This is a genomic window from Sagittula sp. MA-2 (genome assembly GCF_030126985.1).
Lineage (GTDB): Bacteria > Pseudomonadota > Alphaproteobacteria > Rhodobacterales > Rhodobacteraceae > Sagittula.
In genome coordinates this window covers 3,352,955-3,376,155 of record NZ_CP126145.1, presented here as the reverse complement: position 1 = coordinate 3,376,155, position 23,201 = coordinate 3,352,955, and the positions used below count along the sequence as shown (strand labels likewise).

Genomic DNA, 23,201 nt, shown 5'->3' with positions numbered 1-23,201 from the left:
GGCCGGGGATGGCTGCCGGGCCGCGGCCCAAGCCGGGTTTGCGGCTCGGGCAGGGCGTCCGGGACAGGTGAATTTGATGGATGCCGGGGGCCCGGTGGCGGGGATTGCCGCAGGGCGCCCGGGGCAGGGAGAACGAGCATGACACCACTTCTGTCCGTCGAGGGGCTGACAAAGCGATACGGGGCGCACCTGGGCTGCGGGGACGTGAGCTTCGAGCTCTATACCGGCGAGGTCATGGGCATCGTGGGCGAGAGCGGGTCGGGCAAGTCGACCCTGCTGAACTGCATGGCCGGGCACCTGACGCCGGATGCCGGGCGGGTGGTCTTCGACACCGCCATGGGGCCGCGCGACACCGTCACCATGTCCGAGCCGGAGCGGCGGATTCTGGGGCGGACCGACTGGGCCTTTGTCCACCAGCACGCCCGCGACGGGCTGCGGATGGGGGTCAGTGCCGGGGGCAACGTGGGCGAGCGGCTGATGGCCGTGGGCGCCCGCAACTATGGCGAGATCCGGGGCGCCGCCTGCGACTGGCTGGGCCGGGTGGAGATCGACCCGGGCCGGGTGGACGACCGGCCCACGACCTTCTCGGGCGGGATGCAGCAGCGGCTGCAGATCGCGCGGAACCTCGTGACCGGGCCGCGGCTGGTGTTTATGGACGAGCCCACGGGGGGCCTCGACGTGAGCGTGCAGGCCCGGCTGCTGGACCTTCTGCGCGGGCTGGTGCGGGACATGGGGCTGAGCGCCATCATCGTGACCCACGACCTGGCCGTGGTGCGGTTACTGGCCGACCGTCTGATGGTGATGAAGTCGGGCCGGGTGGTGGAGCAGGGTCTGACCGATCAGGTGCTGGACGACCCGCAGCACGGGTACACGCAGCTTCTGGTCTCAAGCGTGTTGCAGGTCTGAGGCATGGTCAGGAAGCGTGGGAGGTTTCGCCGCGAAACCTCATTTATTAACAACGGGTTAATCTTAAGGCAGGGTGAGACGATGATCGAGATCGAGGACGTGGCCAAGACCTTCACCCTGCACAACCAGGGCGGGGCGGTGATCCGTGTGATGGAGGGCGCGCACCTGCGCGTCGCCCCAGGCGAATGCGTGGCGCTGACCGGCGCGTCGGGCGCGGGGAAGTCGACGCTGATGCGGATGATCTACGGCAACTACCTTGCGGCCTCGGGCCGGATCGTGGTCGGCGGCGTGGACGTGGCACAGGCCGCCCCGCGCGAGATCATCCGGCTGAGGCGCGAGACGCTGGGCTATGTCAGCCAGTTCCTGCGGGTGGTGCCGCGGGTGCCGACGCTCGACGTGGTGGCGGAGCCGCTGCGCGCCGTGGGCGTGGACGAGACGGCGGCGCGCGCCCGTGCGGCGGAGCTGCTGGCGCGCCTCAACATCCCCGAGACGCTGTGGCCGCTCTCGCCCACGACGTTTTCGGGCGGCGAACAGCAGCGGGTGAACATCGCGCGCGGCTTTGCCCATGCCTATCCGGCGCTGCTGCTGGACGAACCGACCGCCAGCCTCGACGCGGTGAACCGGGCGGTGGTGCTGGAGCTGATCGAGGCGGCGAAGGCGCGGGGCGCGGCCATCGTCGGGATCTTCCATGACGAGGCGGCGCGGGCGCGGGTCTGCGACCGGGAGATCGACGTGGCGCGGTTCACGCCGGGGATGGCGGCATGAGCGGTCTGACCGCCCCCTGCCGGACGCCCCGACTGCGCCCCTGCGGGCGCAACGGGCTGCGGTCCGGGCACGGGCCTGCCGGGGTGTCCGGCGGGGGTGAGGCATGAGCGGGCGGCTGATCGCGGTGGTCGGGCCTTCGGGCGTGGGCAAGGACAGCGTGATGCAGGGGATCGCGGCTGCCGCGCCCTCCATCGGGGTGGTGCGCCGGGTCATCACCCGCGATGCGGAGGCGGGCGGCGAGGTGTTCGACGCGGTGTCCCGGCAGCGGTTCGCGGAGATGCAGGCCGGGGGCGCCTTCTGCCTGTCGTGGCAGGCGCACGGGCTGTCCTACGGCATCCCCGCGGGGGTGCTGGCAGCGGTCCGCGGCGGGGCGGAGGTCATGGCGAACCTGTCGCGCGCGGTGCTGCCGGAGGCGCAGGAGATGTTTCCCGGCTTCGTGGTGCTGAACCTGACCGCCACGCCGGAGACGCTGGCCGCGCGGCTGGCGGGGCGGGGGCGGGAGAGCGCGCCGGAGATCGCGCGGCGGCTGGCGCGGGCGGGCTATGCGCTGCCCGAGGGCATGGCGCGGCTCGACGTGTCGAACGACGGCCCGCTGGAGCGGACCGTCGCCGAGGCGCTGGCGCGGCTTCACCCGGTGAGGGCGTAACGGTGGATGAGTTCGAAGCGGCCATCGGGACGTTCGCCGCAGAGGCAGATGTCGGCCATGACGAAGGGTTCCGGCAGCGGCGGGAGGGCGTCCCTGATGGCGGCCTCCACCGCGTCGAGCCGGTCCTTGTCCACCTTGCCGGTCAGCGTGAGGTGGAAGCGGAACTGGTCGAGCACGTAGGGGTAGCCCCATTTGCGCAGGTGGTGTTCCTGCCGCTCGGTCAGCCCGGCCTTGCGGCGGCGGTCGAGCTCGGCCTCGGAGGCGGGCGTGCGGAAGGTGTCGAGGTCGGTGACGCAGGCGGCGGCGATCCGGCCGATGCCGGAGATGTCGCCCGTGGGGGTCAGCGCGAACCAGCGGCCGAGCCGGGTGAGCGCGAGGCCCGCGCTGCGCGCCGGGGCGGTCCGGCCGGCCAGGGCCGCCACCGCCGCTTCGAGATCGGGCAGGCTGCCCTGAAGGCGGAAGGGCGGCTTCAGCGTGCCGTGGAAGCCGTACTTGCGGGGCGCCCCGGTGATCTGTTCGATGGGCGGCAGGTCTTCGGGCAGGGCGGTCTGCGCCACCTCTGTCCCGGTGACGGCGTCCCAGCCCAGCCAGCGCGCGCCGAACGTCTGCAACACGCCTTCGGGCGGCATGAAATACACAGCATAACGGGAATGGTCTGACATGAATTCTCCGGTCTTTTCGAGCGACATGACACGCGGTGATGACAGGCGCGTGTCAGCCTCTTTCTGCCTTGCCAATGCGCGCCTCGTTCTGGACGAGCGGGTGGTCACGGGCAAGCTTTGCGTTGAGGACGGGGTGATCGCGGAGGTCCGCTCCGGCGGAGACGTGCCGGCGGGCGCGATCGACTGCGGCGGCGATTACGTGCTGCCGGGGCTGGTGGAACTGCACACCGACAATCTCGAACGGCACATCCAGCCGCGCCCCGGCGTGGACTGGCCGCATGTCTCGGCCCTGCTGGCGCATGACGGGGAGCTGGCGTCCTGCGGGATCACCACGGTCTTCGACGCGATGCGGGTCGGTTCGATCCATTCGGGCAAGGGCCGCTACGCGGAATACGCGCGGGGGCTGGCGTCGGAGATGATGGCGCTCCGGGCGTCGGGGGCGATGCGGATCAGCCACTTCCTGCACCTGCGGGCGGAGATCTGTTCGGAGACCCTGCTGGAGGAGCTGGCGGCCTTCGGGCCGGAGGACCGGGTGGGCATCGTCAGCCTGATGGACCACACGCCGGGGCAGCGGCAGTTCCGCGACCTGTCCAAGATGAAGCAGTACGTCGCCAAGAAGCGCAACATGTCGGACGCGGAGTTCGACGCGCATGTGGCGCACCTGAAGGGGCTGCAGGCGGAGTACGGCACGCGGCACGAGGCGGGCGCGGTCGAGGAAGCGCGGCGGATCGGCGCCGTGCTGGCCAGCCACGACGACACGACGGAGGAGCAGGTGGCGCGGAGCGGGGCGCTGGGCGTGGGCTTTGCCGAGTTCCCGACCACGGTGGAGGCGGCAGAGGCCTGCCGCGAGCGGGGCATCGCGATCATGATGGGCGCGCCGAACGTGATCCGGGGCGGGTCGCATTCGGGCAACGTCTCGGCGCTGGCGCTGGCGGAGTTCGACCTTCTGGACATCCTGTCGTCGGATTACGTGCCCTCGGCGCTGTTGCTGTCGGCGTGGCGGCTGGGGGCGCTGTGGGACGACCTGCCGCGCGCGGTGCGGACGGTGACCTCTGCCCCGGCGCGGGCGACCGGCCTGACGGACCGGGGCACGCTGGCGGAGGGGCTGCGGGCCGACCTGCTGCGGGTCGAGACCTTTGGCGATGCGCCCGTGCTGCGCGGGGTCTGGTCGCGCGGGTGCCAGGTGGGGTGACGTGCCGGTCCGGTCCGGTGCGCTGTGCGGTGGCCGGTTGCGGGCGGGGTCGTGGCCTGCGCAAACCTGGCCGAAGCCCGGGCCGGGCGGCGGGCAGGTCGGGTGCGCCCCGTACGTGCCCCCGGGCCACGTCCGGGGAATTGGCCGGAGTGTGGGGGCCGGAAACGGATCAGGCCGCCCGAAGGCGGCCTGATGGTCGTTGTCGGAAAGGTCAGCTCGGGCAGGCGGCGCCGGTTTCGATCCAGGCTTCGGTGAGCTGGCCGAAGATCTCCTGGTTGCCCGGGGCCGGGGTGCGGCCTTCGCCCGGTTCCCAGCCCCAGCCGACGAGGCCGTCCTCGGCGTTGTGCTCGTGCAGTTCCGCCAAAGACTTGCCGCCGTTGGTTTCCGGGTCCTTGAGCTGGGCGCAGATTTCTGCCGCCGACTTGCCGATCCAGCCCATTTCCAGCGGGGCGAGCTGCCACGGGCTGTGGCCGGGGATGGAGCCGGTGCCGGTTTCGAAGGCGTAGTTCTCCTCGCCGTGGCAGGTGTTGCAGCGCATGCCCGGCGCGCCGAAGTCCGCGTCGCCACGCACCACCGGCGGCATGTGGATCTTCATCTCGTCGCCCTGCCGCGGGGTGTTGTCCACCGGGTGGCAGTTCAGGCAGCGCGGGCTTTCGATCACCACCAGCATCTCTTCGAACAGCGAGACGGAGCGTTCCGTCTCGTCCGTGATGCTGTCGAACTCGTCCACGGTGCGCAGCCCGTTGACGGTCTCGGCGAAGGCGGGGCCCATGAGGGCCGGGGCGACGCCAAGGAGCGCCGCCATCAGAAGGGTCTTTTTCATGGGTCAGGCCTCCATGCTTGCGGTGAAAGGCAGGCGGGTGACGGTCTTGCCCGTCAGGGCGCGCCATGCGTTGGCAACGGCCGGGCCGATGGGCGGCAGGCCGGGTTCGCCGACGCCGGTCGGATCGGCGTCGGACTGGATGATCTCCACCTCCACTTCCGGCATCTCGTGGATGCGCAGCATGCGGTAGGTGTCGAAGTTCGACTGCTGGACTTCGCCGCCGTCGCCCAGCGTGATCTCGTCGAAGAGGACGGAGCCGAGGCCGTAGCCGATGCCGCCTTCCATCTGCGCGCGGATCACGTTGGGGTTCACCGCGACGCCGCAGTCCACGGCACACCAGACGCGGTGCACCTTCGGGAAGCCGCCCGCGTCCGAAACCTCGGCGATCTCGGCGACATAGGTGTTGAAGCTTTTCACCACGGCGATGCCGTAGCCCTTGCCATCGCGCACCGTGGTGCCGTCCCAGCCGGCCATCTCGCCGACCTTTTCGAGCACGCCGCGGAAGCGGTCGCCATCGGCCTTCAGCAGGTCGAGCCGTCCCTGCAGCGGGTCCTTGCCCTGCGCTTCGAGCACCATGTCGAGGAAGACCTCGACCGCATAGCCGGTGTGGCTGTGCCCGACCGAGCGCCACCAGAGCACGCTGACCGGGTTTTCCTGCACGGCCCAGCCGACGCGGGAATGCCCGAAGTCATAAGGCAGGTTCGACGACCCTTCGTAGGAGGTCGGGTCCATACCATCCTGCATCATCTGCGCCATGGGGCCGCCCGCCATGATGGACTGGTTGGCCACCACGTTTTCCCAGCCGAGGAGCGCGCCGCCGTCGTCCAGACCGGCACGGAAGCGGTGCACCGTCAGGGGCCGGTAGTAGCCCCCTTGGATGTCGTCCTCGCGGGTCCAGACCAGCTTGTAGGTGCCGGGACCGGCGGCCTTGCCGATCTCGGCCAGTTCGGAGGCGAAGTGCGAGGTGTCCTGCGCGCGGCGGCCGAAGCTGCCGCCCGCAAGCATCACGTTGATCTTCACGTTCGCCGGGTCGAGCCCGAGCGGACCGGCGATCGCGGGCAGGTCGAGGGTGGGGAACTGCGAGCCCATCCAGGCCTCCGCGCCGTCCTCGCGCACCTCGAGGACGCCGTCGAGCGGTTCCATCGGCGCGTGGGCGAGGTAGGGGAAGCGGAACTCTGCCTCGATGACCTGCGCGGCGCCGTCGATGCCCGCGGCACCGTCGCCGTTGACCTCCGCATCGCGCCCGCCCTCGGCGGCCGCGGCGGAGAACGCCTCGTACATCTCGTCCGTTGAGCGGGTCTCGGCCGCGCTTTCGTCCCATTCGACGGTCAGCGCGTTGCGGCCCTTGATCGCGGCGTAGGTCGAGGTCGCGTAGACGGCCACGCCCTGCGGGATCTGGTGCACCGCCTCGACGCCCGGGACCTTCAGCGCCTCCGCGTCATCGTAGGAGGCCACGGTCGCGCCGAACTTCGGCGGGTGGGCGACCACCACGGTCAGCATCCCGTCGCGGTAGAGGTCCATGGTGAAGGTCGCGGTGCCGTTCGACTTTGCCGCGGTGTCGAGCTTGGGCAGGTCGGAGCCGATCAGGCGGAACTGGTCGGCGGACTTCACCGGCGGATCCTCGGGCACGGTCTGCATGGCGGCCTTCTCGGCCAGCGCGCCGAAGCCGGAGGACTGGCCGTCGGGGTGGCTGACGATGCCGTTCTCGACGGTGATCTCGCTGGCGGGGACGCCCCATTCCTCGGCGGCGGCGGCGACCAGCATGGCGCGGGCGGCGGCCCCGGCCTTGCGCATCTGCATGTAGCTGTTGGCCATGGCGGTGGAACCGCCGGTGCCCTGCATGCCGAAGGCGAGGTTCTTGTAGAGCTCGGTATTCGCGGGGGCGCTTTCGGCGCGCATCTGCGACCAGTCGGCGTCCAGCTCCTCGGCGACGAGGGTGGCGAGGCCGGTGTTGGGGCCCTGGCCGAACTCGATGTGCTTGATCATCACGGTGACGGTGTCGTCGGGCGCCACGCGGACAAAGGCGTTGGGGGCGAAGGTGCCCTCCGTGCCGTCGCCTTCGAAGGCGAGGGCGGCACCGGACTGGGCGCGGCCGGCCATGGGCAGCGTGAGCCCGATCACGAGGCCGGCGGATGAGGCGAGAAAGCCCCTGCGGGACAGTTGCTTGTTCATGGGATCAGCCCTCCAGCGCGTCGGCGGCGTCGTGGATCGCCTTGCGGATGCGCACGTAGGTGGCGCAGCGGCAGACGTTCCCGGCCATGGCGTTGTCGATGTCTTCGTCGGTGGGTGCGGGGTTTTCCAGCAGGAGCGCGGTGGCGCTCATGACCTGGCCGGACTGGCACCAGCCGCATTGCGGCACGTCGAGCCCCGCCCATGCCGCCTGAACCGCCTCGACCTCGGGGCCTTCCATGCCCTCGATGGTGGTGACGAAGCTGCCGTCGACCATGGAGATCGGGGTGACGCAGGAGCGCCGGGTCATGCCGTTCAGCATCACCGTGCAGGCGCCGCATTGCGCGACGCCGCAGCCGAACTTGGTGCCGGTGAGCTTCAGCTCGTCACGCAGCACCCAGAGCAGGGGCGTGTCCGGGGCGACATCGACGGTCACCTCCTCGCCGTTGAGTTCGAAAGAGATCATTTGGCTGGCCCTCCGTGTGGGAATTCGCTGTGCCGGGAAATAGAGCATGGCAGGGGCGCGTCCATGGCTGCAACGAAAAAAATGGAGGGGTGCTCCGTTTTTTTACCCGGGCGAAAGGCCGGGGGCGGGACGGGTGCGGGGTCTGCCTATTTGATCAACAAATTTTCCTTATCGGATAACGACTTTGCTGCGATGCGGCGGAAAGCCGTTGGTTTCGGCAAATATCCGCCCTAGGTTGATGACGTGGCGCTGGACGGGATGTCCGTGCCCGAGGGTCCGGGTTGGCCTGCGTTGAGCCGACCCCCGCGATGCCGCCCCGAACGGCTGGTGACGCGCCCGGTACATGGATGAACGAAACGTAAACAGGGTATCCTGAAAGGAGCTCCCCATTAAGGATTCGTCTTACCAACCCGCCGCCCCCTATGACCGCGTCGCCGTGCTTGGCGCCGGCAGCTGGGGCACCGCGCTGGCCTGCGTGCTGGCGCGCAACGGTCGTCAGGTGAAGCTTTGGGCGCGCCGTCCCGATCAGGCGGACGCGATCAACGCGGCCGCCGAGAATGCCGAATACCTGCCGGATGTGCCGCTCCCCGCCGGGCTGACCGCCACCGCCGACCTGGCCGAGGCGCTGGACGGCGCGGAGGCCGTGCTGATGGTCACGCCGTCCTCGACCCTGCGACCCATGTGCCGGGCCATCGCGCCGCATCTGCCGGAGGGCATCCCGGTGGCGCTGGCCTGCAAGGGCGTGGAGCGCGGCACGGGCCTTCTGTTGTCCGAAGTCGTGTCGGACGAGCTGCCGGGGCATCCGGTGGGCGCCGTCTCCGGCCCGACCTTTGCACGCGAAGCGGCGCTGGATCACCCGACCGCTGCCACCGTCGCCTTCCATTTCCGCTATGCCGACCGGCTGGCGCCGAAGTCGAGCCCCGCGGCACGGCTGGCGCTGTCGCTGTCGGGCAACGGGTTCCGGCCCTACGTTTCGGACGACCTCGTGGGCGTCGAAGTGGGCGGCGCGGTCAAGAATGTGATCGCCATCGCCTGCGGGATGATGTCCGGCGCGGGCTTTGCCGAGAACACCCGCGCCGCGCTGATCACCCGTGGCATCGACGAGATGAAGCGGCTGGCGCAGGCCCTTGGCGGACGGCGCGAGACCGTCACCGGCCTGTCGGGTGCGGGCGACCTGACGCTGACCTGTTCGTCGACCACGTCGCGGAACATGTCGCTGGGCTACCAACTGGGGCAGGGCATCCCGCGGGTGTCGTGCTTCGAAGGGCGTCCCGTGGTGGTCGAGGGCGAGATCAACGCCGTTTCGGTCATCGAACTGGCGCAGCGCGTGGGTGTGCCCATGCCGATCTGCGAGACGGTCAACGCCGTGCTGCACGAGGGCGCCGACCTGCAGGAGGCGTTCAGCACGCTCTGGGCGCGCCCGATCGAGGCGGAGCCGCAGGCGCTGGACCTCTCGCTCGCCCACCCGCAACCCGACGTGCCGCTGCAATTCGGAGAAAGCTGACATGAACGTACATGCCACATCGCGCCCGGACATCGCCGCGCGCCGGATGACCCTCGCCACCGATCTGGACGGCACCTTCCTCGGCGGCACAGACGCCGAACGAGAGCGCCTTTACAGCTGGATCGAGGCCAACCGCGCCAGCGTCGGGCTGATCTTCGTCACCGGGCGCGACCCGGAATTCATCATGGAGATGTGCCGCGAGAAGGGCCTGCCCTGGCCGGAGTTCGTGGTTGGCGACGTGGGCACCACCATCGCCGAGGTGACGGCGGACGGGCATGTGACGCCCATTGCAAAGCTCGAAGAGGACATCGCCGAACGCTGGGGCGACAAGGGGGAGCTGGTCCGCGTGACGCTGGACGGCCATCCCGGCCTGACGCTTCAGCCGACCGCGTTCCGCTACCGGGTCAGCTACGACCTCGACCCCGCCGACTTCGACGCCAACGCCAAGGAGCGGGTGGCGGAGATGGGGCTCGACTGGCTGATTTCCGACAACCGCTATTTCGACGTGCTGCCGAAGGGGGTCTCCAAGGGGCCATCGATCCGGCGGCTTGTCGATCACCTGGGCATCCCGGAGACGCGCGTGCTGTGCGCCGGGGACACGCTCAACGACCTGTCCATGCTGGAGAGCGGCCTGCCGGCCGTCGCCGTGGGCAATTCCGAAGCCGACCTGAAGGCGCGGCTCGATGGCTGCGAGACCGTCTACCATGCGCGCGCGCACGGTGCGGCGGGCATCATCGAGGCCATCGCCGCGCTTGACCTACATGACACCCCGAAAGGAGCCTGAACCATGCCATCCGACCTGGTGATCGTTTACCACCGTCAGCCCTACGAGGAAGTCGAAGTCGACGGGAAGATCGAGTTCCGGGAGAACAAGAGCCCGAACGGCATCGTCCCGACGCTCAAGAGCTTCTTCGGACGGTTCGAGAAGGGCGCCTGGGTGGCGTGGAAAAACGCCGACGACCCGGCCAACCCGGGCTTCGAGCGGGTGGTGGAAATCGAGGACCAGCACGGCAAGTATTCCGTGTCCCGCCTGCCGCTGACGCCGGAGCAGGTGACGTCGTTCTACCACGTCTCCTCGAAAGAGGCGTTCTGGCCGATCCTGCACGGCTTCAAGGAACGCTACAACTACGACCCCGTCGACTGGTCGACCTTCCGGGAGGTGAACTGGGCCTTCGCGGAGGCTGCCGCCGCCGAGGCCGCGCAGGGCGCCGTGGTCTGGGTGCACGACTACAACCTTTGGCTGGTGCCGGGCTACCTGCGGACGCTGCGCCCGGATGTGAAGATCAGCTTCTTCCACCACACGCCGTTCCCGCCCGCCGACATCTTCAACGTGCTGCCGTGGCGGCGCGAGATCCTCGAGTCGCTGCTGTCCTGCGACGTGGTGGGCTTCCACATCCCGCGGTACGTGAACAACTTCGTCTCCGCCGCGCGGTCGCTGCTGGAGGTCGACACCCAGAAGCGCGAGAAGGTGAAGGACGAGCTGAACGCCCAGACCTCCGCCCTGTCGGAGCAGTCGGTCATCACCGAGGTCGCCTATGACGGGCGCACGGTGCTGCTGCAGGCGAGCCCGGTGGGCGTCGACGTGGGCTACATCGAGACGCTGGCGAACAACGAGGCGACGGAGAAGCGGGTCGGCGAGATCCGCGAGGGCCTGAAGGACCGCAAGCTGATCCTCTCGGTGGGCCGGACGGATTACACCAAGGGCGGGATCGAGCAGCTCGAGTCCTTCGAGCGGATGCTGGAGAACCGTCCCGACCTGCGCGGCAAGGTGCAGCTGATGCACGTCTCGGTCAGTGCGAACGTCAACATGACGGCCTACCGGCAGATCCAGGAGGACCTGGAGTCGATCGCCGGGCGGATCAACGGGCGGTACGGCAACTTCGACTGGCAGCCTCTCTTGCTGATCTCGAACCCGGTGCCGTTCACCGATCTGGTGGCTTTCTACCGGGCGGCGGACGTGGCGTGGATCACGCCGCTGGCGGACGGCATGAACCTTGTCTGCAAGGAGTTCTGCGCCGCGCGCACTGATGGCGACGGCGTGCTGGTGCTGTCGGAATTCGCCGGTGCGGCGGTGGAGCTGGCGACGGCTGTGCCGACCAACCCGTTCTCGCACAAGTCGATGGACTCCGCGATCGAGTTTGCGCTGGCCATGCCGGAGGAAGAGCGCCGGGGCCGGATGAAGGTCAACCGCGCCATGGTGCAGAAGCAGGACATCCGCTTCTGGGCCGAGGACCAGATGCGCGCCTTCAGCACGCCCAAGGAAAAGACGTCGAGCGCGGCGGAGGTGGCCTGAGCCACCAACATCGCTTGATGGAACAGCACGGCGGACGGGCGCGGGCCCGTCCGCCTTTTCATATCCCGCTACCCGCAATGCGGGGATTGTGGTAGCATTACTCATTCTTTGATTGTCAGCGGCCCGTCGGGCGGCGCCTGCCGTGGCCCCATTTTCAGCACAGAGGGGGATTTGTCCCGTGGCCCGATTTCTTGCCCTGCCGAAGAACGACCCTGTCATCGCCTCGCTCAGCATGGCCGATGTGACCATGGCGCCCGAAGCGCGCGCCGCGCAGGTCGCCCGCGTCATCGAGGCGCGCCGCCGCCTTGGCGCGCAGACCCGGGGGCCGGAACCCGCCGCGCGCGCGCGGATGCGCTCGGCCGAGATCGTGGCGCACCCGGAGGAGACGACCTCCGTCACCGGGGTGATGGTCTTCGACATGGACGATCCGGAAGAGCTGGAGCGGCTGAAGACCGACCTGCCGAACTACGACGTGGTGGAGGACCTGCCGCTGTCGCTGATCCAGCCGGTGCGTGCCACGGCGAGCCATTCGGTGGAGGCGGGGCTGGACCTCTGGCACCTCGACGCTGTGGCGGTGGCCGCGGCCCGGGCGGCAGGCTTCGGCGGCACGGGGAAGGGCGTGGGGGTCGCGATCCTCGACACCGGGGTGGAGGAGGTGGAGGAAATCGCCGGGCGCGTTGCCTCGGCCTTCCGGCTGGACCGCACCACCAACACGCCCGTCGCGATCCAGAGCGAGGACACGGAGGGCCACGGCACCCATGTCGCCGGGCTGGTGGCCGGGTCGCGCGTCGGCGTCGCGCCGGAGGCGGACCTGATGAACTACGTCATGATCCCGAACGCGCTTGGCAATATCTCCGACTTCATCTTTGCCATCGACTTCGTGGCGCGGCGGCCGGAAATCTCGATCCTCAACATGTCGGCGGGCATTCCGGGCTTTCACGGGGCGATGAAATCCTCCGTCGTGCTGCTGAAGCGCATGGGCATCCTGCCGGTGATCGCGGTGGGCAACGAGGGGCCGAACACCAGCCGCAGCCCCGGCAACTACGCAGAGGTGCTGTCGGTGGGCGCGGCCAACCGCCATGGCCGGGTGGCGAGCTTCTCTTCGGGCGGGAGCATGGTCGCCGACGCGCAAAGCTACGATGTGCCGGACCTCGTGGCGCCGGGGGCGGAGGTGACCTCCTGCGTGATGGGCGGCGGCTACGAAGCCTGGGACGGCAGTTCGATGGCAACGCCGCTGGTCTCGGGCATTGCCGCGCTGATCGTGGAGCGGTTCCCGACGATCACGCTCTCGGACCTGACGGAGGAGATCATCGGCGTGTTGCAGCCGCTGTCGGGCGTGGATGCGCTGCGGCAGGGCGGCGGGATGCTGCAACTGCCGCCGCACCTGTGGCAGGCTGTGTCATGAGTCGGCGCACACTTGCAGGGAAGGGCGGTCTGGATGGATGAGGAAAGCCTGAAGAAGCTGCAGGCGGAACTGGGCGCCAAGCCCTCGGGCGGGACGGAACGGATGATCCTGCAGACGGCGCGGCCCACCCGCAGCCGGGGCGCCGCAGCACCCGCGCCGGACGCCTTCCCGGACCGCACCGCCTATCGCAAGGCGCTGATCGACTTCGAGGATGCGCAGGGCGCCCCCGGTCTCGACGCGCTGGTGGGCAAGCTGCAGGCGCTGGGGCTGAAGACCTCGGTCGCGCGCGGCGTGCAGGCAGTGGTGGTCGAAGGCGCACCGGACGCGCTGAGCCGCGCGCTGGAGGCCGAGGAGGTGGAGGACGCGGAGTTCGACCGCGCCGTCGATCTGGTGCGGCCGCGTCGCCCGTCCGAGGAATAGGGACCGGCCTCCCGGCCCGACGGTCAGAGCGCCTTCAGGTCGTCGTAGAGCGATTGCGCGATTTCCACGTAGCCGCGCGCCTTGTTGCGGGCGCGGGCGGCATAGCGGCGTTCGGCGGGCAGGCGGGCGCCTTGCCCGGCGATCTCGGCAAACAGCGCCTCGGCCGACGACTGGCCCGCATCGGCGCGGCCGCCCGAAAGGCGCGCCGGGTCGAAGGCCACGATGATCTGGCCGTGGTAGGGCGCCTCGGGGCGGCCCTCGGCGTAGGCCATGCTTTCGAGGCTGGTCATGTCGCCGATCAGCGGCCCGGCCATCAGTTCGACCATCAGCGACAGGGCAGAGCCCTTGTGGCCGCCGAAGGTGCACATGGCGCCCTGCATCGCCGCCTCCGGATCGGTGGTGGGCTTGCCGTCCGCGTCCAGCGCCACGCCTTCGGGCAGGGGCTTGCCCTCGCGGCGGTAAAGCTCGATCTCGCCGCGCGCGAAGGCGGAGGTGGCGAGGTCGAAGACCAGCGGATCGGTGTCGCCGCGCGGCCATGCGAAGGCGATGGGGTTGGTGCCGAGCGCGCCGCGCGTGCCGCCCGCGGGCGCGACCCAGGCGTGGCTGGGCACCATCGACAGCGCGGAAAGCCCTTCGCGGGCAAGGTGTTCGACCTCCGGCCAGAGGGCGGAGAAGTGGTAGCAGCGGTTGACGGCCATGGCCGCGACACCGAAGCGGCGCGCGCGTTCGGTCAAAAGCGGCAGGCCCCCCTGCGTCGCCAGAAGCGAGATGCCGCCCCGCGCGTCGGCCCGCACCACGGCGCTGTCGTCGGTGACGATCTCCGGCTCTGCCGTGCCGTCGACGGTGCCCCGGCGCATCGTCTCGACGCACATGAACAGGCGGAACAGCCCGTGAGAGCCGCAGTCGTCCATCTGGCAGGTTGTCAGGAACGCGGCGATGGCCTGCGCGTGGGCGTCGCCATAGCCGGTCCGGGTCAGCGTGTCGTAGGCGAGGCTGTGGATCTCTTCGGGGGTCAGGCGGATCTGGGGCATGATGTGGTCCTGAGGGTCACGGCCCCTTCGGGGTACATCAAGTGCGGGCGGTTCTCAAACGATTGGGGAAGGGGCCAGCGGCAGGCCGATTTCCACCGTGCAGCCGCGCTGTGCGGGGCTGTCGACGATGGCGATGCTGCCGCCGAGCGTCTTTGCCACCTTCTCTGCCACGGCGAGGCCCATGCCCGCCGTGCCGACCTCGTCCTTGGCGCGCAGGGTGAAGAGCGGTTCGAAGACCTTCCGGCGGTAGTCCGGGTCGACGCCCGGCCCGTCGTCCGTCACGGTCAGGATGAGGCGGGCGCCGTCGCACTGGGTGCGGACGGTGACGTGGCCCTGCGCGGCATCGTGGTGGCGGACGCAGTTGGAGAGCACGGCAAACAGCATGCGGTCGAGGTCGTTGCCCGGGGCCACGACCGCGCCCGCCGCCTGCGACAGATCGAGGTCGAACCCGTCGCGCCCCGGAACGCGGCACCAGGCGTCGCGCAGCGCCTCCGGCAGGGGGTGGCGGTCCGGTGTGTCGGCCAGCCGCCCGACGCGCGACAGTTCCGTCAGCCCGTCGAGCATGAGGTCGAGCCCGCGGGCGTAGTCGCGCAGCATGGTGACGTGTTCGCGGACCTCCGCCGGGACGGCGTGACCGGCGGCGCCCAGATCCTCCTCGATCCATTCGGGGATGACGCGCATGGCGCGGGAGTAGGTCTTCAGATCGTGCGTAACGATATAGAGGTAGGATTCGAAATCCCTTTCCGTTTCGCCCGTTTCTGCAAGATCCTTCATTTTACCGCTCTGTCCAGGAGTTTATGGTTGCACGAGCATTGGTAACAGTCGGCCGGACGATCGCCAAACGCTTCCCTCCGATAGTTTTGCGAAATTTCACGTTAATAAATTTGGGGGCTTCATTCAGGGTTAAGATTTCTCCCGGCTATTCTTTCGTACATCAGGTGACCCTGAAGCTTGGGAGAAGACGGATGGCGGAAACGGATAGAGCGGACGGCGTGCTGGCAGCCGGCGGCCGGCGGGATGGCGCAGTGCAGCGCGGCGTGTTCGAGGTGCTGGTGCTCGACGACAGCACCTTCGACCTGAACCGGATCAAGCGCGCCTGCGGAAAGACCGGGCTGCCCGTGAACACGCGCCTGACCACGGGCATGGACGAGTTCGAGAAGGCGCTGGATGAGCGGTCCTACGACGTTATTTTCATTGACTATCTGCTGCCGAAGGGCAACGGGCTGCACGCGCAGAGGCTGGTGAACAACCACCCCATGAACTTCGGCGCGGCGGTGGTGATGATCTCGTCGGAGATGCGCACCGACGTGGCCGTCGCCTCGATGAAGAAGGGGTCGATGGACTGTCTCAGCAAGGACGCGCTGGATCCCGACAAGCTGCGGGAACTGATGATCGCCTCTGCCAAGGTGTTTTCCGAGGCGTCTCGCCACTGGATCGGCGAATTGCTGGCACAGCAGCGGGTGCAGATTTCACGGGACGTGGCGAAAGTCATTCGGGATGAAATGGAATTCGGTCGATTTGTCGATACAATCGACAAGCGAATTATAGATATGCTCGCCAGCAAGGGATTTACAGAGCCGGAGAACTGGAATGTCTCCTACCTCTTCGATTCCGATGAACCGCTGAGATTTCGCTGACCCCGTTCCGGATTGTCCGGGGTTCAGATGCTGCGCGCCCGGGCCAGCCAGCCGAGCGTGGCGTCGGTGTCGGGACCGGGGCGGTATTCGGCGCCCAGCGGGGCCGTCCATCCCAGTGCGGCGATCTCCTCGAACACGGCGGTGTAGTTGAGCTCTCCCTCGTCCGGCGGTCCACGGTCCGGCGCGCCCGCAAACTGGATGTGACCGATCACCGGAAGGAGGTCGCGCAGGTGGTGGATCACGTCCCCCTCGGCGCGCTGGACGTGGTAGCAGTCGAACATCAGTTTCAGGTTGGGCAGTCCCAGCGTCTCGATGATGCGCCGTGCGTGGGCGGTGTCGCGCAGGAAGTAGCCCGGCGCGTCCTTCTGGTTGATGGGTTCGATCAGGATCGTCAGCCCGTGCGGCGCGGCCAGCGCGCAGGCATGGCGCAGCGCGTTGTGATAGGCGGCACGGGCCTTCGGACCACGCGCCTTGCCTGCCATGACATGTACCATGCGTGCGCCAAGGGCCACGGCGCCGTTCACCGCCTCCGCGATGGCGGCATGGGCCTCGGCCTCGCGCCCGGGAAGGGCCGAAAGGCCGAAGTCGCCCGGCTGCGATCCCCGCCGCGTGTTCACGCTGAGAAGCGGCAGGCCGGTGTCCGCCAGCGCCTCCAGCACGGACGCTGCGGGAATGTCGTAGGGCCAGTGGCATTCGACCGCGTCGAAGCCGGCCGCCCCCGCCGCCCGGATCGCATCGGGCAGGGGCCTGTCGGTCCAGAGGAACCCGAGGTTGGCGGAAAATGTCAGGCGCCCGCTCATGCCCGGCGCCCCTTTGCGGCGCCGTTGTCCGGCAGCGCGCACGTCATGCCGGCACGATCTCCACCCGGCCGCCGTCGTCGGCATGGTAACGCACGTCGAGCGTGCCGGCCGTGTCCGGTGCCGACAGGATGGTGCGCGCGATGGAGGGGTAGACCTCTGCCGCGAAGAAGCCGGGGATGCCGCGCGCGCCGTGCACCGGATCGTAGCGGTCGGCACAAAGCGCTGCGACCTGCTCCGGCGCCATGGCGATCGTTACCGCGTGCCCGGCGGCCCGGATGCGCGCATTGACCTTCTGCAGCTCGCGGTTGGCGATCTTCTCGATCAGCTCCAAGGGCAGGGTCCGGAACCCGATGATGTTCTGCCGCCCGTTGAAACGGTTCAGGAATTCCGGCCGGAAGGTGCCTTCGAGATCGCGCATGGTCTCTTCCATGGCGGCGGCAAAGCCCAGGTCGGTGTTGAGGAAATGCGCCTGCCCGATGTTCGTGGTCATCAGGATCAGCGTGTCGGCAAAGCTGACGGTCAGCCCGCGGTTGTCGGTGAGCCGCCCGTCGTCCAGCACCTGCAGGAAGACGTTGAACACGTCCGGATGCGCCTTCTCGATCTCGTCGAAGAGGATGATCGAATGCGGGTTGCGGCGCACGGAGTTGGTGAGGATGCCGCCCGCCTCGTACCCCTCGTAGCCCGGCGGCGCGCCGATGAGCTTGGCCATCGCGTGCTTCTCCATGTATTCCGACATGTCGAAGCGCAGCATCGCCTTCTCGCTGTCCTTGAGCGCCATGGCGAGCGCCTTGGCGATCTCCGTCTTGCCGACGCCGGACGGCCCGCAGAACATGAAGGACCCCTGCGGCTTGTCGGGCTCTTTCAGCCCGGCATTGGCCATCAGCACAGCGCCGACCAGCTTTTCGACGGCGTGGTCCTGGCCGTAGACCCGCGCCTTCAGCGCCCGGTCGAGGGTCAGGAGCTTTTCGCGTTCGTCCTGGTTCAGTTTTTCGGCGGGGATGCCGGAAATGGCGGAGAACTCCAGCGTGACCGCCGCGGCGTCGAGCGAGAGACCGGCGTTCATCTCCTCCTGCAGGGCGTCGAAGGCTCGCTTGTTGTCGGCGATGGCGGCAGAGGCCTGCCTGATCTCCTGCAGGATGCGGTTCTCCTCGCGCGAGCCGAAACCCGCGCCGCCGGAAAGCCGGGCAGAGAAGGAGGGCGCGGCGTCTGCCTGCGCGGTCTCGGGCGTTTCCTTCTGCCGTTCCGCCTCCAGTTGCTCTTCGAGGGCGAGCAGCAGTTCCTCCCCGCTGCGCTGCGCATTGCGCAGGGAGGTGAGCCGGTCGACCTTGGCGGCCCAGTCGGCTTCGGCGGTGGCCAGCATGTCCCCGAGTTCGCCGTGCTGGCGGGCAATGTCGGGCGAGCGGGCCTCTTCGGGCAGCGCCTCGATCTCTGCCAGCGTGGCCCGCAGCCGGACAAGGTGCGGCGGGCGCCGGTGCACCGCCTGGCGGTAGGAGGTCAGCGCCCTGTCGATCAGGTTCAGCGTCCGCTCCGGCTGCGCGCGCGACAGCGACAGGTCGCCGACGTGGTACTTGGAGGTCAGTTCGATCGCGGCGGCGATGGCCTCTTCCGTGACGGGCACGCCGTGATGGGTGGTGAGCCGCGCGGCGCCGACCCGGGCGATCTCGGCCAGCGCGTCGGGACCGGGTTCGCGGATCTCCAGCATGGTGAAGACCTCACGCATGTTGGAGTGACATTTGAGCACGATCTCGAGGTCCTCGTCCCGGGCTTCGAGGATGCACTGGTAGCGCCCCGTCAGCACGTCGCGCATGACCGCGTTGATCAGATGGGTGGTGCCGTTGTTGCGGGCGGCCTCGATGAAGTCGCGGAAATCGTCGATCAGCAGGACGGAGTTCGCGGTACGCAACAAGGTGCGGCGCAGCTTCTCGAACCCTTCGGAGATGCGCGCATGGGTGCCGGAGGAAAACAGCCCGTCGGTGTCGAGCCAGAACAACCGCCTGGCCAGCACGTCGAAGGGCAGGGAGGCATCGGCCTTCGCCGCCTCCAGCCCGATGCAGATCGAAGTCGCCCCGACCCCGCCCGGGCCGACGAGCAGCACGTTGGAGGCGGTGTGCCGCATGAGCATACCCGATATCTGGGAGAGCTCCTTCGCCCTCCCCACCAGACGGAAATGCGGCCGCCGCGCGAGCAGGTCCGCACCGCGGATCAGATGATCCCTGACCTGCTCAGGCATGGGCAAGCCATCCTGATACTCCAATGTAGACAGGAGTGTTTCGCCTCGCTGACGCGAGGCGACCGGCCGGGGGGCGTTGCCCCCCGGACCCCCCAAGGGTATTTGGACCAAGGTGATGGGAAAAGTTTGCCTTCATCTTGGCTGAAATACCTCCGGGGGTCCGGGGGCGGAGCCCCCGGCCGGTCGGATCGCGCAGCGATCCGAAACCGGAACCGGCGTCAGTCGGGGCGGTCATGATCCTTCCCGGGACCGGCCGAGGCCGAAGGGGTTTGGCGGGGCCTGCCTGTCTTCGGCCTCCCTTGCGGTGTCTTCGGGGGCGGGGCTGCGAGTACCGCCCTTGCCGCCCGCCACATCCGCCGCGACGGAGAGCGATTCCTTGACCGCCGCCTGCGTTTCCGCCGTCTGGCGTTCGATCTGCGCGAGCAGGTTTCGGGTTTCCGAGAGCCCCTCGCGGGTGATCGAGGTGGCGGCGCGGATGGTCTCGCCGTATTCCGACAGTTCCGACAGCGCGTTGGAGAGGTCCTGGTTGATCTCCTTCGTGCCGAGCGCCACGCGGATGACCTCGCGTTGTCCCAGTTCGGCGGTCGTCCGGTTCATGCGTTCGAGGCTGATCTTGGCGGCTTCGGAGCTTTCGCCGAGCGCCGCGGCAGAGACGGCCTGCAGCACGGTCGAGAGCTGGTCGGCCACGCCCGCGACGCCGGAGGTGTGGAGCTGGCGCGTCTTGGCGACCTGCTGTTCGTTCGCCTCCTTCATGGAGTGGATGCGGTGGCCGGAGGCGGTCAGTTCGGCCAGCACCGCGGTGGTGTCCACCGACGACCGGCCGAGGTTCGAGATGTAGGCGTTGATGTCGCGTTCCAGCCGTTCCTGCCCCAGCTTCTCGAGGTCGCTGCCGGCCGCCTCGATCGACTTGCGGATCTCCTCGCGCCGGGCCTCGTTGCGGGTGTCGACCTCCTTCGTGGCGTCCGAGAGGATCGCGTACATCGACCGCATGGTGAAGTTCGCCTCGTCGAGGTTCTCGATCTGGCCGTTCATGCCGTTGAAGTGGCCGAGCACGCTGGAGACGCGCGCCTCCGTCGTGTCGATGAAGTCCTGCGCGGATTTCACCAGCGCCTCCTGCCGGGCCTTGTGCTCCTCGGACGTGATGTCGAGCAGTTCCTTCAGCTTCGCCTTTTCCGCCGCGAATTCGGCGTATTGCGCGCTTTGCGGAGCGTCGGCGTCGAGCGCCTTCATCTCGGCCAGGATGCCCTGGAGCTTCTTGGTGTCAGCGGCCAGCGCGACCTCGTTCTGGGCCATCTTGTCCTGCGCCGTCTTCTTCACCCCGCCGAAGCCGAAGAAGCTGCGGTCGTCCTTGAGAAATCCGTTCTCGGCCTTCAGCGCGCGGATGTTGTCCTCGAGATCGAGCATCTGCTCGCGCAGGACGGCCTTCTTCCCGGCGCGCTGCTTCGCGTCCTCGCGTTCGCGCAGGAGTTCCTGGAAGATGTCGAAGGTCACGCCGTTCATGCGCAGCGTGTAGACGGCGTCGACGATGTCGGTGAGCGGGCCGATCCGCTCCTCGAAGGTCATGAGCGCGGTGTTGATGTCCTCGAAGACCTGCTTGAGTTCGCCGAAGGCCTCCGTGTCGGTGAGCGCGATGATCTCCTGCGCCATGCGCTTGCGCTCGAACTGGAGGTATTCCTTGAAGGCGTTGAAGGCGGCGAGATTCTCGCGCGCCCTGGCGCGGTCGTCGGTGAAGGTCAGGGCCTGAGTCACCTGGTCGAGCTTGTCCTGAGGCGAGGCGCTTTCGTCGAGCATGATCCTGAAGAACGGGTTGTCCTGGATCGCGGCAGAGGCCTGCCCGGCCGTCTTTTCCGTGCCTCTTGTTTCGGCATCCGCCTGCGCCGCCGGCGTGGCATGGGCCTTCACGAAGTCCCTGGCAGAGGTGATCTTGGCGGCTTTGGGCTTGGCGGCGTCGGACATGAAATACCTGTTCCTGAATGGCGGTCCCGGCTGGCCGGGACGGATCAATTGCCGCTCACGATACATCGCGTGATGCGATTTGGAAGCCGCTTTCGTCGTTTTTCCGGGCAGGTTCAGTCTGTTGCAGCGGGCGGCGAGGGGCGTGGCCCGGGGTCTTCGCGCGAGCGCGCGGGCCGGAGAAATCGCCATGGTTGAAAGGGGCTTGCGGCTGTCGCCGGGCCGCCCATGGCCCACATGCGCAAATTTTGGGCGCGCCGCGTTCATCTGCCCGATTGTTGAACGTTTCACTTCACCCGCGCGCCCGCGCCATGGCAGGGTGATTGCCGGGCCCCCGCCGAGAAAGACGAAAAGGGGGCATACAACCTGACAGGGGAGAGACACCGTGCTGCATCGCAATCTGTTCGCGCTTGCCGGTCTGTCGCTGGCCACCGGACTTGCCACCGGAGCCGCCGCCGAGACCGACATGCCGTTCGCACTGGACTGGAAATTCGAAGGGCCGTCCGCGCCGTATTTCGTCGCCATCGACAAGGGCTATTTCGGCGATGCCGACCTGACGGTGGAAGTGACCGCCGGGCAGGGCTCGCTCGACGCCATTCCGAAGGTCGCCACCGGCGCCTTCCCAGTGGGCTTCGCCGACATCAACTCGCTGATCAAGTTCCTCGACCAGAACCCCGGCGCGCCGGTGACGGCGGTGATGATGGTCTACGACAAGCCGCCCTTCGCCATCGTGGGCCGCAAGTCGCTGGGCGTCGAGACGCCGAAGGACCTGGAAGGCAAGGTGCTGGGTGCCCCGCCGCCGGACGGCGCATGGGCGCAGTTCCCGATCTTCGCCGCCGAGAATGACCTCGACATGGACGCGATCACGGTGGAGCCGGTGGGCTTCCCGACCCGAGAACCGATGCTGGCCGAGGGCAAGGTGGCATCGGTCACCGGCTTCTCCTTCTCGTCCTTCCTGAACCTCGTGCGGCTGGGCGTGCCGGAGGACGACATCTCCACCATCCTGATGGCCGATCACGGCGTCGACCTCTACGGCAACGCGATCATCGTCAACACCGACTTCGCCACCGAGAACCCGGAGGCCGTGAAAGGCTTCCTCGAAGCGGTCGCGATGGGCTGGAAGGACGCCATCGCCGATCCGGCGGGCGCCACCGAAAGCCTGATGGAGCGCAACCCGGCGGCGGATGCGGGGCTCGAAGAGCGTCGCCTGCAGCTGGCCATCGACGCCAACGTGGTGACCGACTGGACGCAGGCGAACGGCTTCGGCGGGATTGACGACGACCGCATGGCAAGCGCGATCGAGCAGATGAAGCTGACCTACGAGTTCCAGAACGAACCCGACGCATCGCTCTATTTCTCCGACGCCTACCTGCCGGACGGCGGCTTCGCGCTGGAGTGACAGGACAGGTGGGGAACCCGCCCTGCCGGGCGGAACCCCCACCCTACGAACGGGCCGGGCCATGGGTCCGGCCCCTTTCACAACGACACGACCGGGCGCGGGGGCCACATGGGAAATCTGATCGACATCAAGGACGTGCGGCACACCTATCAGACGCAGAACGGCCCCTTGCCGGTGCTGGACGGTCTGAACGTCTCCGTCCCGGAGGGCGGCTTCTGCGCCGTGGTCGGACCGTCGGGCTGCGGCAAGTCCACCCTGACCCGGCTGATCGCCGGGCTGATGAAGCCGGATCAGGGCGAGGTCTGGCTGCACGGCGAACGGGTGAAGGGACCGCGCTCCACCGTCGGCATGGCCTTCCAGAACCCCGTCCTGCTGGAATGGCGGACGATCCTGCAGAACGTGGTCCTGCCGCTGGAGATCGTGCCGAACAGGCTGTCGCGGAAGGAGCAGGAAGACCGCGCGCGCTACCTGCTCTCGCTGGTGGGGCTCACCGGGTTCGAGGACAAGCGCCCCTCCGAGCTCTCCGGCGGTATGCGGCAGCGTGCTTCGCTCTGCCGGGCGCTGGTCCATAAGCCCGAGGTGCTGATCCTCGACGAACCCTTCGGCGCGCTCGACGCCTTCACCCGGGAAGATCTCTGGCAGACCATGCACAGGGTAAAGGAGAAGGAGCCTTTCACCGGCGTCCTCATCACCCACGACCTGCGCGAGTCGATCTTCCTCGCCGACCAGGTGATCGTGCTGTCGGGGCGGCCCGCCCGCACGCAATACGTGCTCGACGTGCCGGACACCGGGCCGCGCGACCTCGACCACCTCTACACCGCCGAGGCCGCCGAGATGCTGGGCATCCTGCGCCACCAGATCGAGATCGCGCAGGGCAGGGCCGCGGCCTGAGGGCACCCG

Annotated in this window: 21 protein-coding genes; 12 read left to right on the top strand and 9 right to left on the bottom strand. The window is 68.4% G+C overall.

Annotation, left to right across the window (positions count from 1 at the left end; all coding sequences use genetic code 11):
• Positions 1-138: 138 nt before the first annotated feature.
• The 3 genes from phnK (at position 139) to phnN (ending at position 2,317) form a co-directional block, all read left to right on the top strand.
• Positions 139-906: a phosphonate C-P lyase system protein PhnK gene (gene phnK, locus QNI11_RS16455; protein ID WP_283980934.1), complete on the top strand. Its 768-nt coding sequence runs from the start codon at positions 139-141 to the stop codon at positions 904-906.
• 81 nt (positions 907-987) lie between these two features.
• On the top strand, positions 988-1,671 hold the full coding sequence (gene phnL, locus QNI11_RS16450) for a phosphonate C-P lyase system protein PhnL (RefSeq protein WP_283980933.1): 684 nt from the start codon (positions 988-990) through the stop codon (positions 1,669-1,671).
• A 103-nt stretch (positions 1,672-1,774) separates the two neighbouring features.
• Entirely contained in the window at positions 1,775-2,317 is a 543-nt protein-coding gene (phnN, locus tag QNI11_RS16445) for a phosphonate metabolism protein/1,5-bisphosphokinase (PRPP-forming) PhnN (RefSeq protein ID WP_283980932.1), read from the top strand.
• Here phnN and QNI11_RS16440 read toward each other — a convergent pair.
• The gene (locus tag QNI11_RS16440) at positions 2,299-2,979 is read right to left on the bottom strand and encodes a DUF1045 domain-containing protein (protein WP_283980931.1); all 681 of its coding nucleotides are present in this window, start codon (positions 2,977-2,979) and stop codon (positions 2,299-2,301) included. The two genes, phnN and QNI11_RS16440, sit on opposite strands and share 19 nt — an antisense overlap.
• 25 nt (positions 2,980-3,004) lie before the next feature.
• Here QNI11_RS16440 and QNI11_RS16435 point away from each other — a divergent pair, with 25 nt between their 5' ends.
• Positions 3,005-4,171 carry an alpha-D-ribose 1-methylphosphonate 5-triphosphate diphosphatase gene (locus tag QNI11_RS16435; RefSeq protein ID WP_283983524.1) on the top strand — a complete coding sequence of 389 codons (1,167 nt, stop codon included), beginning with the start codon at positions 3,005-3,007 and terminating at the stop codon, positions 4,169-4,171.
• A 211-nt stretch (positions 4,172-4,382) separates the two neighbouring features.
• Here the strand turns inward: QNI11_RS16435 and QNI11_RS16430 are convergent, their stop codons facing one another.
• From QNI11_RS16430 to QNI11_RS16420, 3 genes are read right to left on the bottom strand one after another with little or no spacing between them, the layout of a single operon-like run.
• Positions 4,383-4,994 (bottom strand): Isoquinoline 1-oxidoreductase subunit, encoded by a 612-nt coding sequence (locus tag QNI11_RS16430; protein ID WP_283980930.1) that lies wholly within the window; start codon positions 4,992-4,994, stop codon positions 4,383-4,385.
• A 3-nt stretch (positions 4,995-4,997) separates the two neighbouring features.
• A complete protein-coding gene (locus tag QNI11_RS16425; protein ID WP_283980929.1) occupies positions 4,998-7,166 on the bottom strand; it encodes a xanthine dehydrogenase family protein molybdopterin-binding subunit in 2,169 nt (722 codons plus the stop codon).
• A 4-nt stretch (positions 7,167-7,170) separates the two neighbouring features.
• Positions 7,171-7,629 carry a (2Fe-2S)-binding protein gene (locus tag QNI11_RS16420; protein ID WP_283980928.1) on the bottom strand — a complete coding sequence of 153 codons (459 nt, stop codon included), beginning with the start codon at positions 7,627-7,629 and terminating at the stop codon, positions 7,171-7,173.
• Positions 7,630-8,065: 436 nt separating this feature from the next.
• Between QNI11_RS16420 and QNI11_RS16415 the strand changes: the two genes are divergently transcribed.
• The 5 genes from QNI11_RS16415 (at position 8,066) to QNI11_RS16395 (ending at position 13,251) form a co-directional block, all read left to right on the top strand.
• Positions 8,066-9,133: an NAD(P)H-dependent glycerol-3-phosphate dehydrogenase gene (locus QNI11_RS16415; RefSeq protein ID WP_283980927.1), complete on the top strand. Its 1,068-nt coding sequence runs from the start codon at positions 8,066-8,068 to the stop codon at positions 9,131-9,133.
• Position 9,134: 1 nt separating this feature from the next.
• The gene (locus tag QNI11_RS16410; protein ID WP_283980926.1) at positions 9,135-9,917 is read left to right on the top strand and encodes an HAD-IIB family hydrolase; all 783 of its coding nucleotides are present in this window, start codon (positions 9,135-9,137) and stop codon (positions 9,915-9,917) included.
• Between the two features lie 3 nt (positions 9,918-9,920).
• Positions 9,921-11,426, top strand: a complete 1,506-nt coding sequence (gene ggpS, locus QNI11_RS16405) for a glucosylglycerol-phosphate synthase (RefSeq protein WP_100929573.1) — start codon at positions 9,921-9,923, stop codon at positions 11,424-11,426.
• A gap of 178 nt (positions 11,427-11,604) precedes the next feature.
• Positions 11,605-12,831 (top strand): S8/S53 family peptidase, encoded by a 1,227-nt coding sequence (locus QNI11_RS16400; protein WP_283980925.1) that lies wholly within the window; start codon positions 11,605-11,607, stop codon positions 12,829-12,831.
• 33 nt (positions 12,832-12,864) lie between these two features.
• On the top strand, positions 12,865-13,251 hold the full coding sequence (locus QNI11_RS16395; RefSeq protein ID WP_283980924.1) for a hypothetical protein: 387 nt from the start codon (positions 12,865-12,867) through the stop codon (positions 13,249-13,251).
• A 23-nt stretch (positions 13,252-13,274) separates the two neighbouring features.
• On the opposite strand, the gene QNI11_RS16390 is transcribed toward QNI11_RS16395, so the two are convergent.
• Both QNI11_RS16390 and QNI11_RS16385 read right to left on the bottom strand, forming a co-directional pair.
• Complete coding sequence (locus QNI11_RS16390; RefSeq protein ID WP_283980923.1) at positions 13,275-14,282, bottom strand: Ldh family oxidoreductase; 1,008 nt, start codon at positions 14,280-14,282, stop codon at positions 13,275-13,277.
• Between the two features lie 54 nt (positions 14,283-14,336).
• Positions 14,337-15,056: a HAMP domain-containing sensor histidine kinase gene (locus QNI11_RS16385; RefSeq protein ID WP_283980921.1), complete on the bottom strand. Its 720-nt coding sequence runs from the start codon at positions 15,054-15,056 to the stop codon at positions 14,337-14,339.
• A 191-nt stretch (positions 15,057-15,247) separates the two neighbouring features.
• Here QNI11_RS16385 and QNI11_RS16380 point away from each other — a divergent pair, with 191 nt between their 5' ends.
• Positions 15,248-15,919: a response regulator gene (locus QNI11_RS16380; RefSeq protein ID WP_283980920.1), complete on the top strand. Its 672-nt coding sequence runs from the start codon at positions 15,248-15,250 to the stop codon at positions 15,917-15,919.
• A gap of 23 nt (positions 15,920-15,942) precedes the next feature.
• On the opposite strand, the gene QNI11_RS16375 is transcribed toward QNI11_RS16380, so the two are convergent.
• The 3 genes from QNI11_RS16375 to QNI11_RS16365 all read right to left on the bottom strand — a co-directional run bounded on the left by QNI11_RS16375 (position 15,943) and on the right by QNI11_RS16365 (position 20,905).
• Positions 15,943-16,719: a hydroxypyruvate isomerase family protein gene (locus QNI11_RS16375; protein ID WP_283980919.1), complete on the bottom strand. Its 777-nt coding sequence runs from the start codon at positions 16,717-16,719 to the stop codon at positions 15,943-15,945.
• Positions 16,720-16,762: 43 nt separating this feature from the next.
• A complete protein-coding gene (locus QNI11_RS16370; RefSeq protein ID WP_283980918.1) occupies positions 16,763-18,949 on the bottom strand; it encodes an AAA family ATPase in 2,187 nt (728 codons plus the stop codon).
• A gap of 231 nt (positions 18,950-19,180) precedes the next feature.
• Positions 19,181-20,905, bottom strand: a complete 1,725-nt coding sequence (locus QNI11_RS16365; protein ID WP_283980917.1) for a hypothetical protein — start codon at positions 20,903-20,905, stop codon at positions 19,181-19,183.
• Between the two features lie 382 nt (positions 20,906-21,287).
• Between QNI11_RS16365 and QNI11_RS16360 the strand changes: the two genes are divergently transcribed.
• Both QNI11_RS16360 and QNI11_RS16355 read left to right on the top strand, forming a co-directional pair.
• Complete coding sequence (locus QNI11_RS16360; protein WP_370313466.1) at positions 21,288-22,301, top strand: ABC transporter substrate-binding protein; 1,014 nt, start codon at positions 21,288-21,290, stop codon at positions 22,299-22,301.
• Positions 22,302-22,409: 108 nt separating this feature from the next.
• A complete protein-coding gene (locus QNI11_RS16355) occupies positions 22,410-23,192 on the top strand; it encodes an ABC transporter ATP-binding protein (RefSeq protein ID WP_283980916.1) in 783 nt (260 codons plus the stop codon).
• The last annotated feature ends 9 nt before the right edge of the window (positions 23,193-23,201 follow it).

Excerpts from the sequence above, each read along its gene's own strand:
- phnK (WP_283980934.1), top strand. The coding sequence starts at position 139 with ATGACACCACTTCTGTCCGTCGAGGGGCTGACAAAGCGATACGGGGCG.
- phnL (WP_283980933.1), top strand. The coding sequence starts at position 988 with ATGATCGAGATCGAGGACGTGGCCAAGACCTTCACCCTGCACAACCAG.
- phnN (WP_283980932.1), top strand. The coding sequence starts at position 1,775 with ATGAGCGGGCGGCTGATCGCGGTGGTCGGGCCTTCGGGCGTGGGCAAG.
- QNI11_RS16440 (WP_283980931.1), bottom strand. The coding sequence starts at position 2,979 with ATGTCAGACCATTCCCGTTATGCTGTGTATTTCATGCCGCCCGAAGGC.
- QNI11_RS16435 (WP_283983524.1), top strand. The coding sequence starts at position 3,005 with ATGACACGCGGTGATGACAGGCGCGTGTCAGCCTCTTTCTGCCTTGCC.
- QNI11_RS16430 (WP_283980930.1), bottom strand. The coding sequence starts at position 4,994 with ATGAAAAAGACCCTTCTGATGGCGGCGCTCCTTGGCGTCGCCCCGGCC.
- QNI11_RS16425 (WP_283980929.1), bottom strand. The coding sequence starts at position 7,166 with ATGAACAAGCAACTGTCCCGCAGGGGCTTTCTCGCCTCATCCGCCGGC.
- QNI11_RS16420 (WP_283980928.1), bottom strand. The coding sequence starts at position 7,629 with ATGATCTCTTTCGAACTCAACGGCGAGGAGGTGACCGTCGATGTCGCC.
- QNI11_RS16410 (WP_283980926.1), top strand. The coding sequence starts at position 9,135 with ATGAACGTACATGCCACATCGCGCCCGGACATCGCCGCGCGCCGGATG.
- ggpS (WP_100929573.1), top strand. The coding sequence starts at position 9,921 with ATGCCATCCGACCTGGTGATCGTTTACCACCGTCAGCCCTACGAGGAA.
- QNI11_RS16395 (WP_283980924.1), top strand. The coding sequence starts at position 12,865 with ATGGATGAGGAAAGCCTGAAGAAGCTGCAGGCGGAACTGGGCGCCAAG.
- QNI11_RS16390 (WP_283980923.1), bottom strand. The coding sequence starts at position 14,282 with ATGCCCCAGATCCGCCTGACCCCCGAAGAGATCCACAGCCTCGCCTAC.
- QNI11_RS16385 (WP_283980921.1), bottom strand. The coding sequence starts at position 15,056 with ATGAAGGATCTTGCAGAAACGGGCGAAACGGAAAGGGATTTCGAATCC.
- QNI11_RS16380 (WP_283980920.1), top strand. The coding sequence starts at position 15,248 with ATGGCGGAAACGGATAGAGCGGACGGCGTGCTGGCAGCCGGCGGCCGG.
- QNI11_RS16375 (WP_283980919.1), bottom strand. The coding sequence starts at position 16,719 with ATGAGCGGGCGCCTGACATTTTCCGCCAACCTCGGGTTCCTCTGGACC.
- QNI11_RS16370 (WP_283980918.1), bottom strand. The coding sequence starts at position 18,949 with ATGCCTGAGCAGGTCAGGGATCATCTGATCCGCGGTGCGGACCTGCTC.
- QNI11_RS16365 (WP_283980917.1), bottom strand. The coding sequence starts at position 20,905 with ATGTCCGACGCCGCCAAGCCCAAAGCCGCCAAGATCACCTCTGCCAGG.
- QNI11_RS16355 (WP_283980916.1), top strand. The coding sequence starts at position 22,410 with ATGGGAAATCTGATCGACATCAAGGACGTGCGGCACACCTATCAGACG.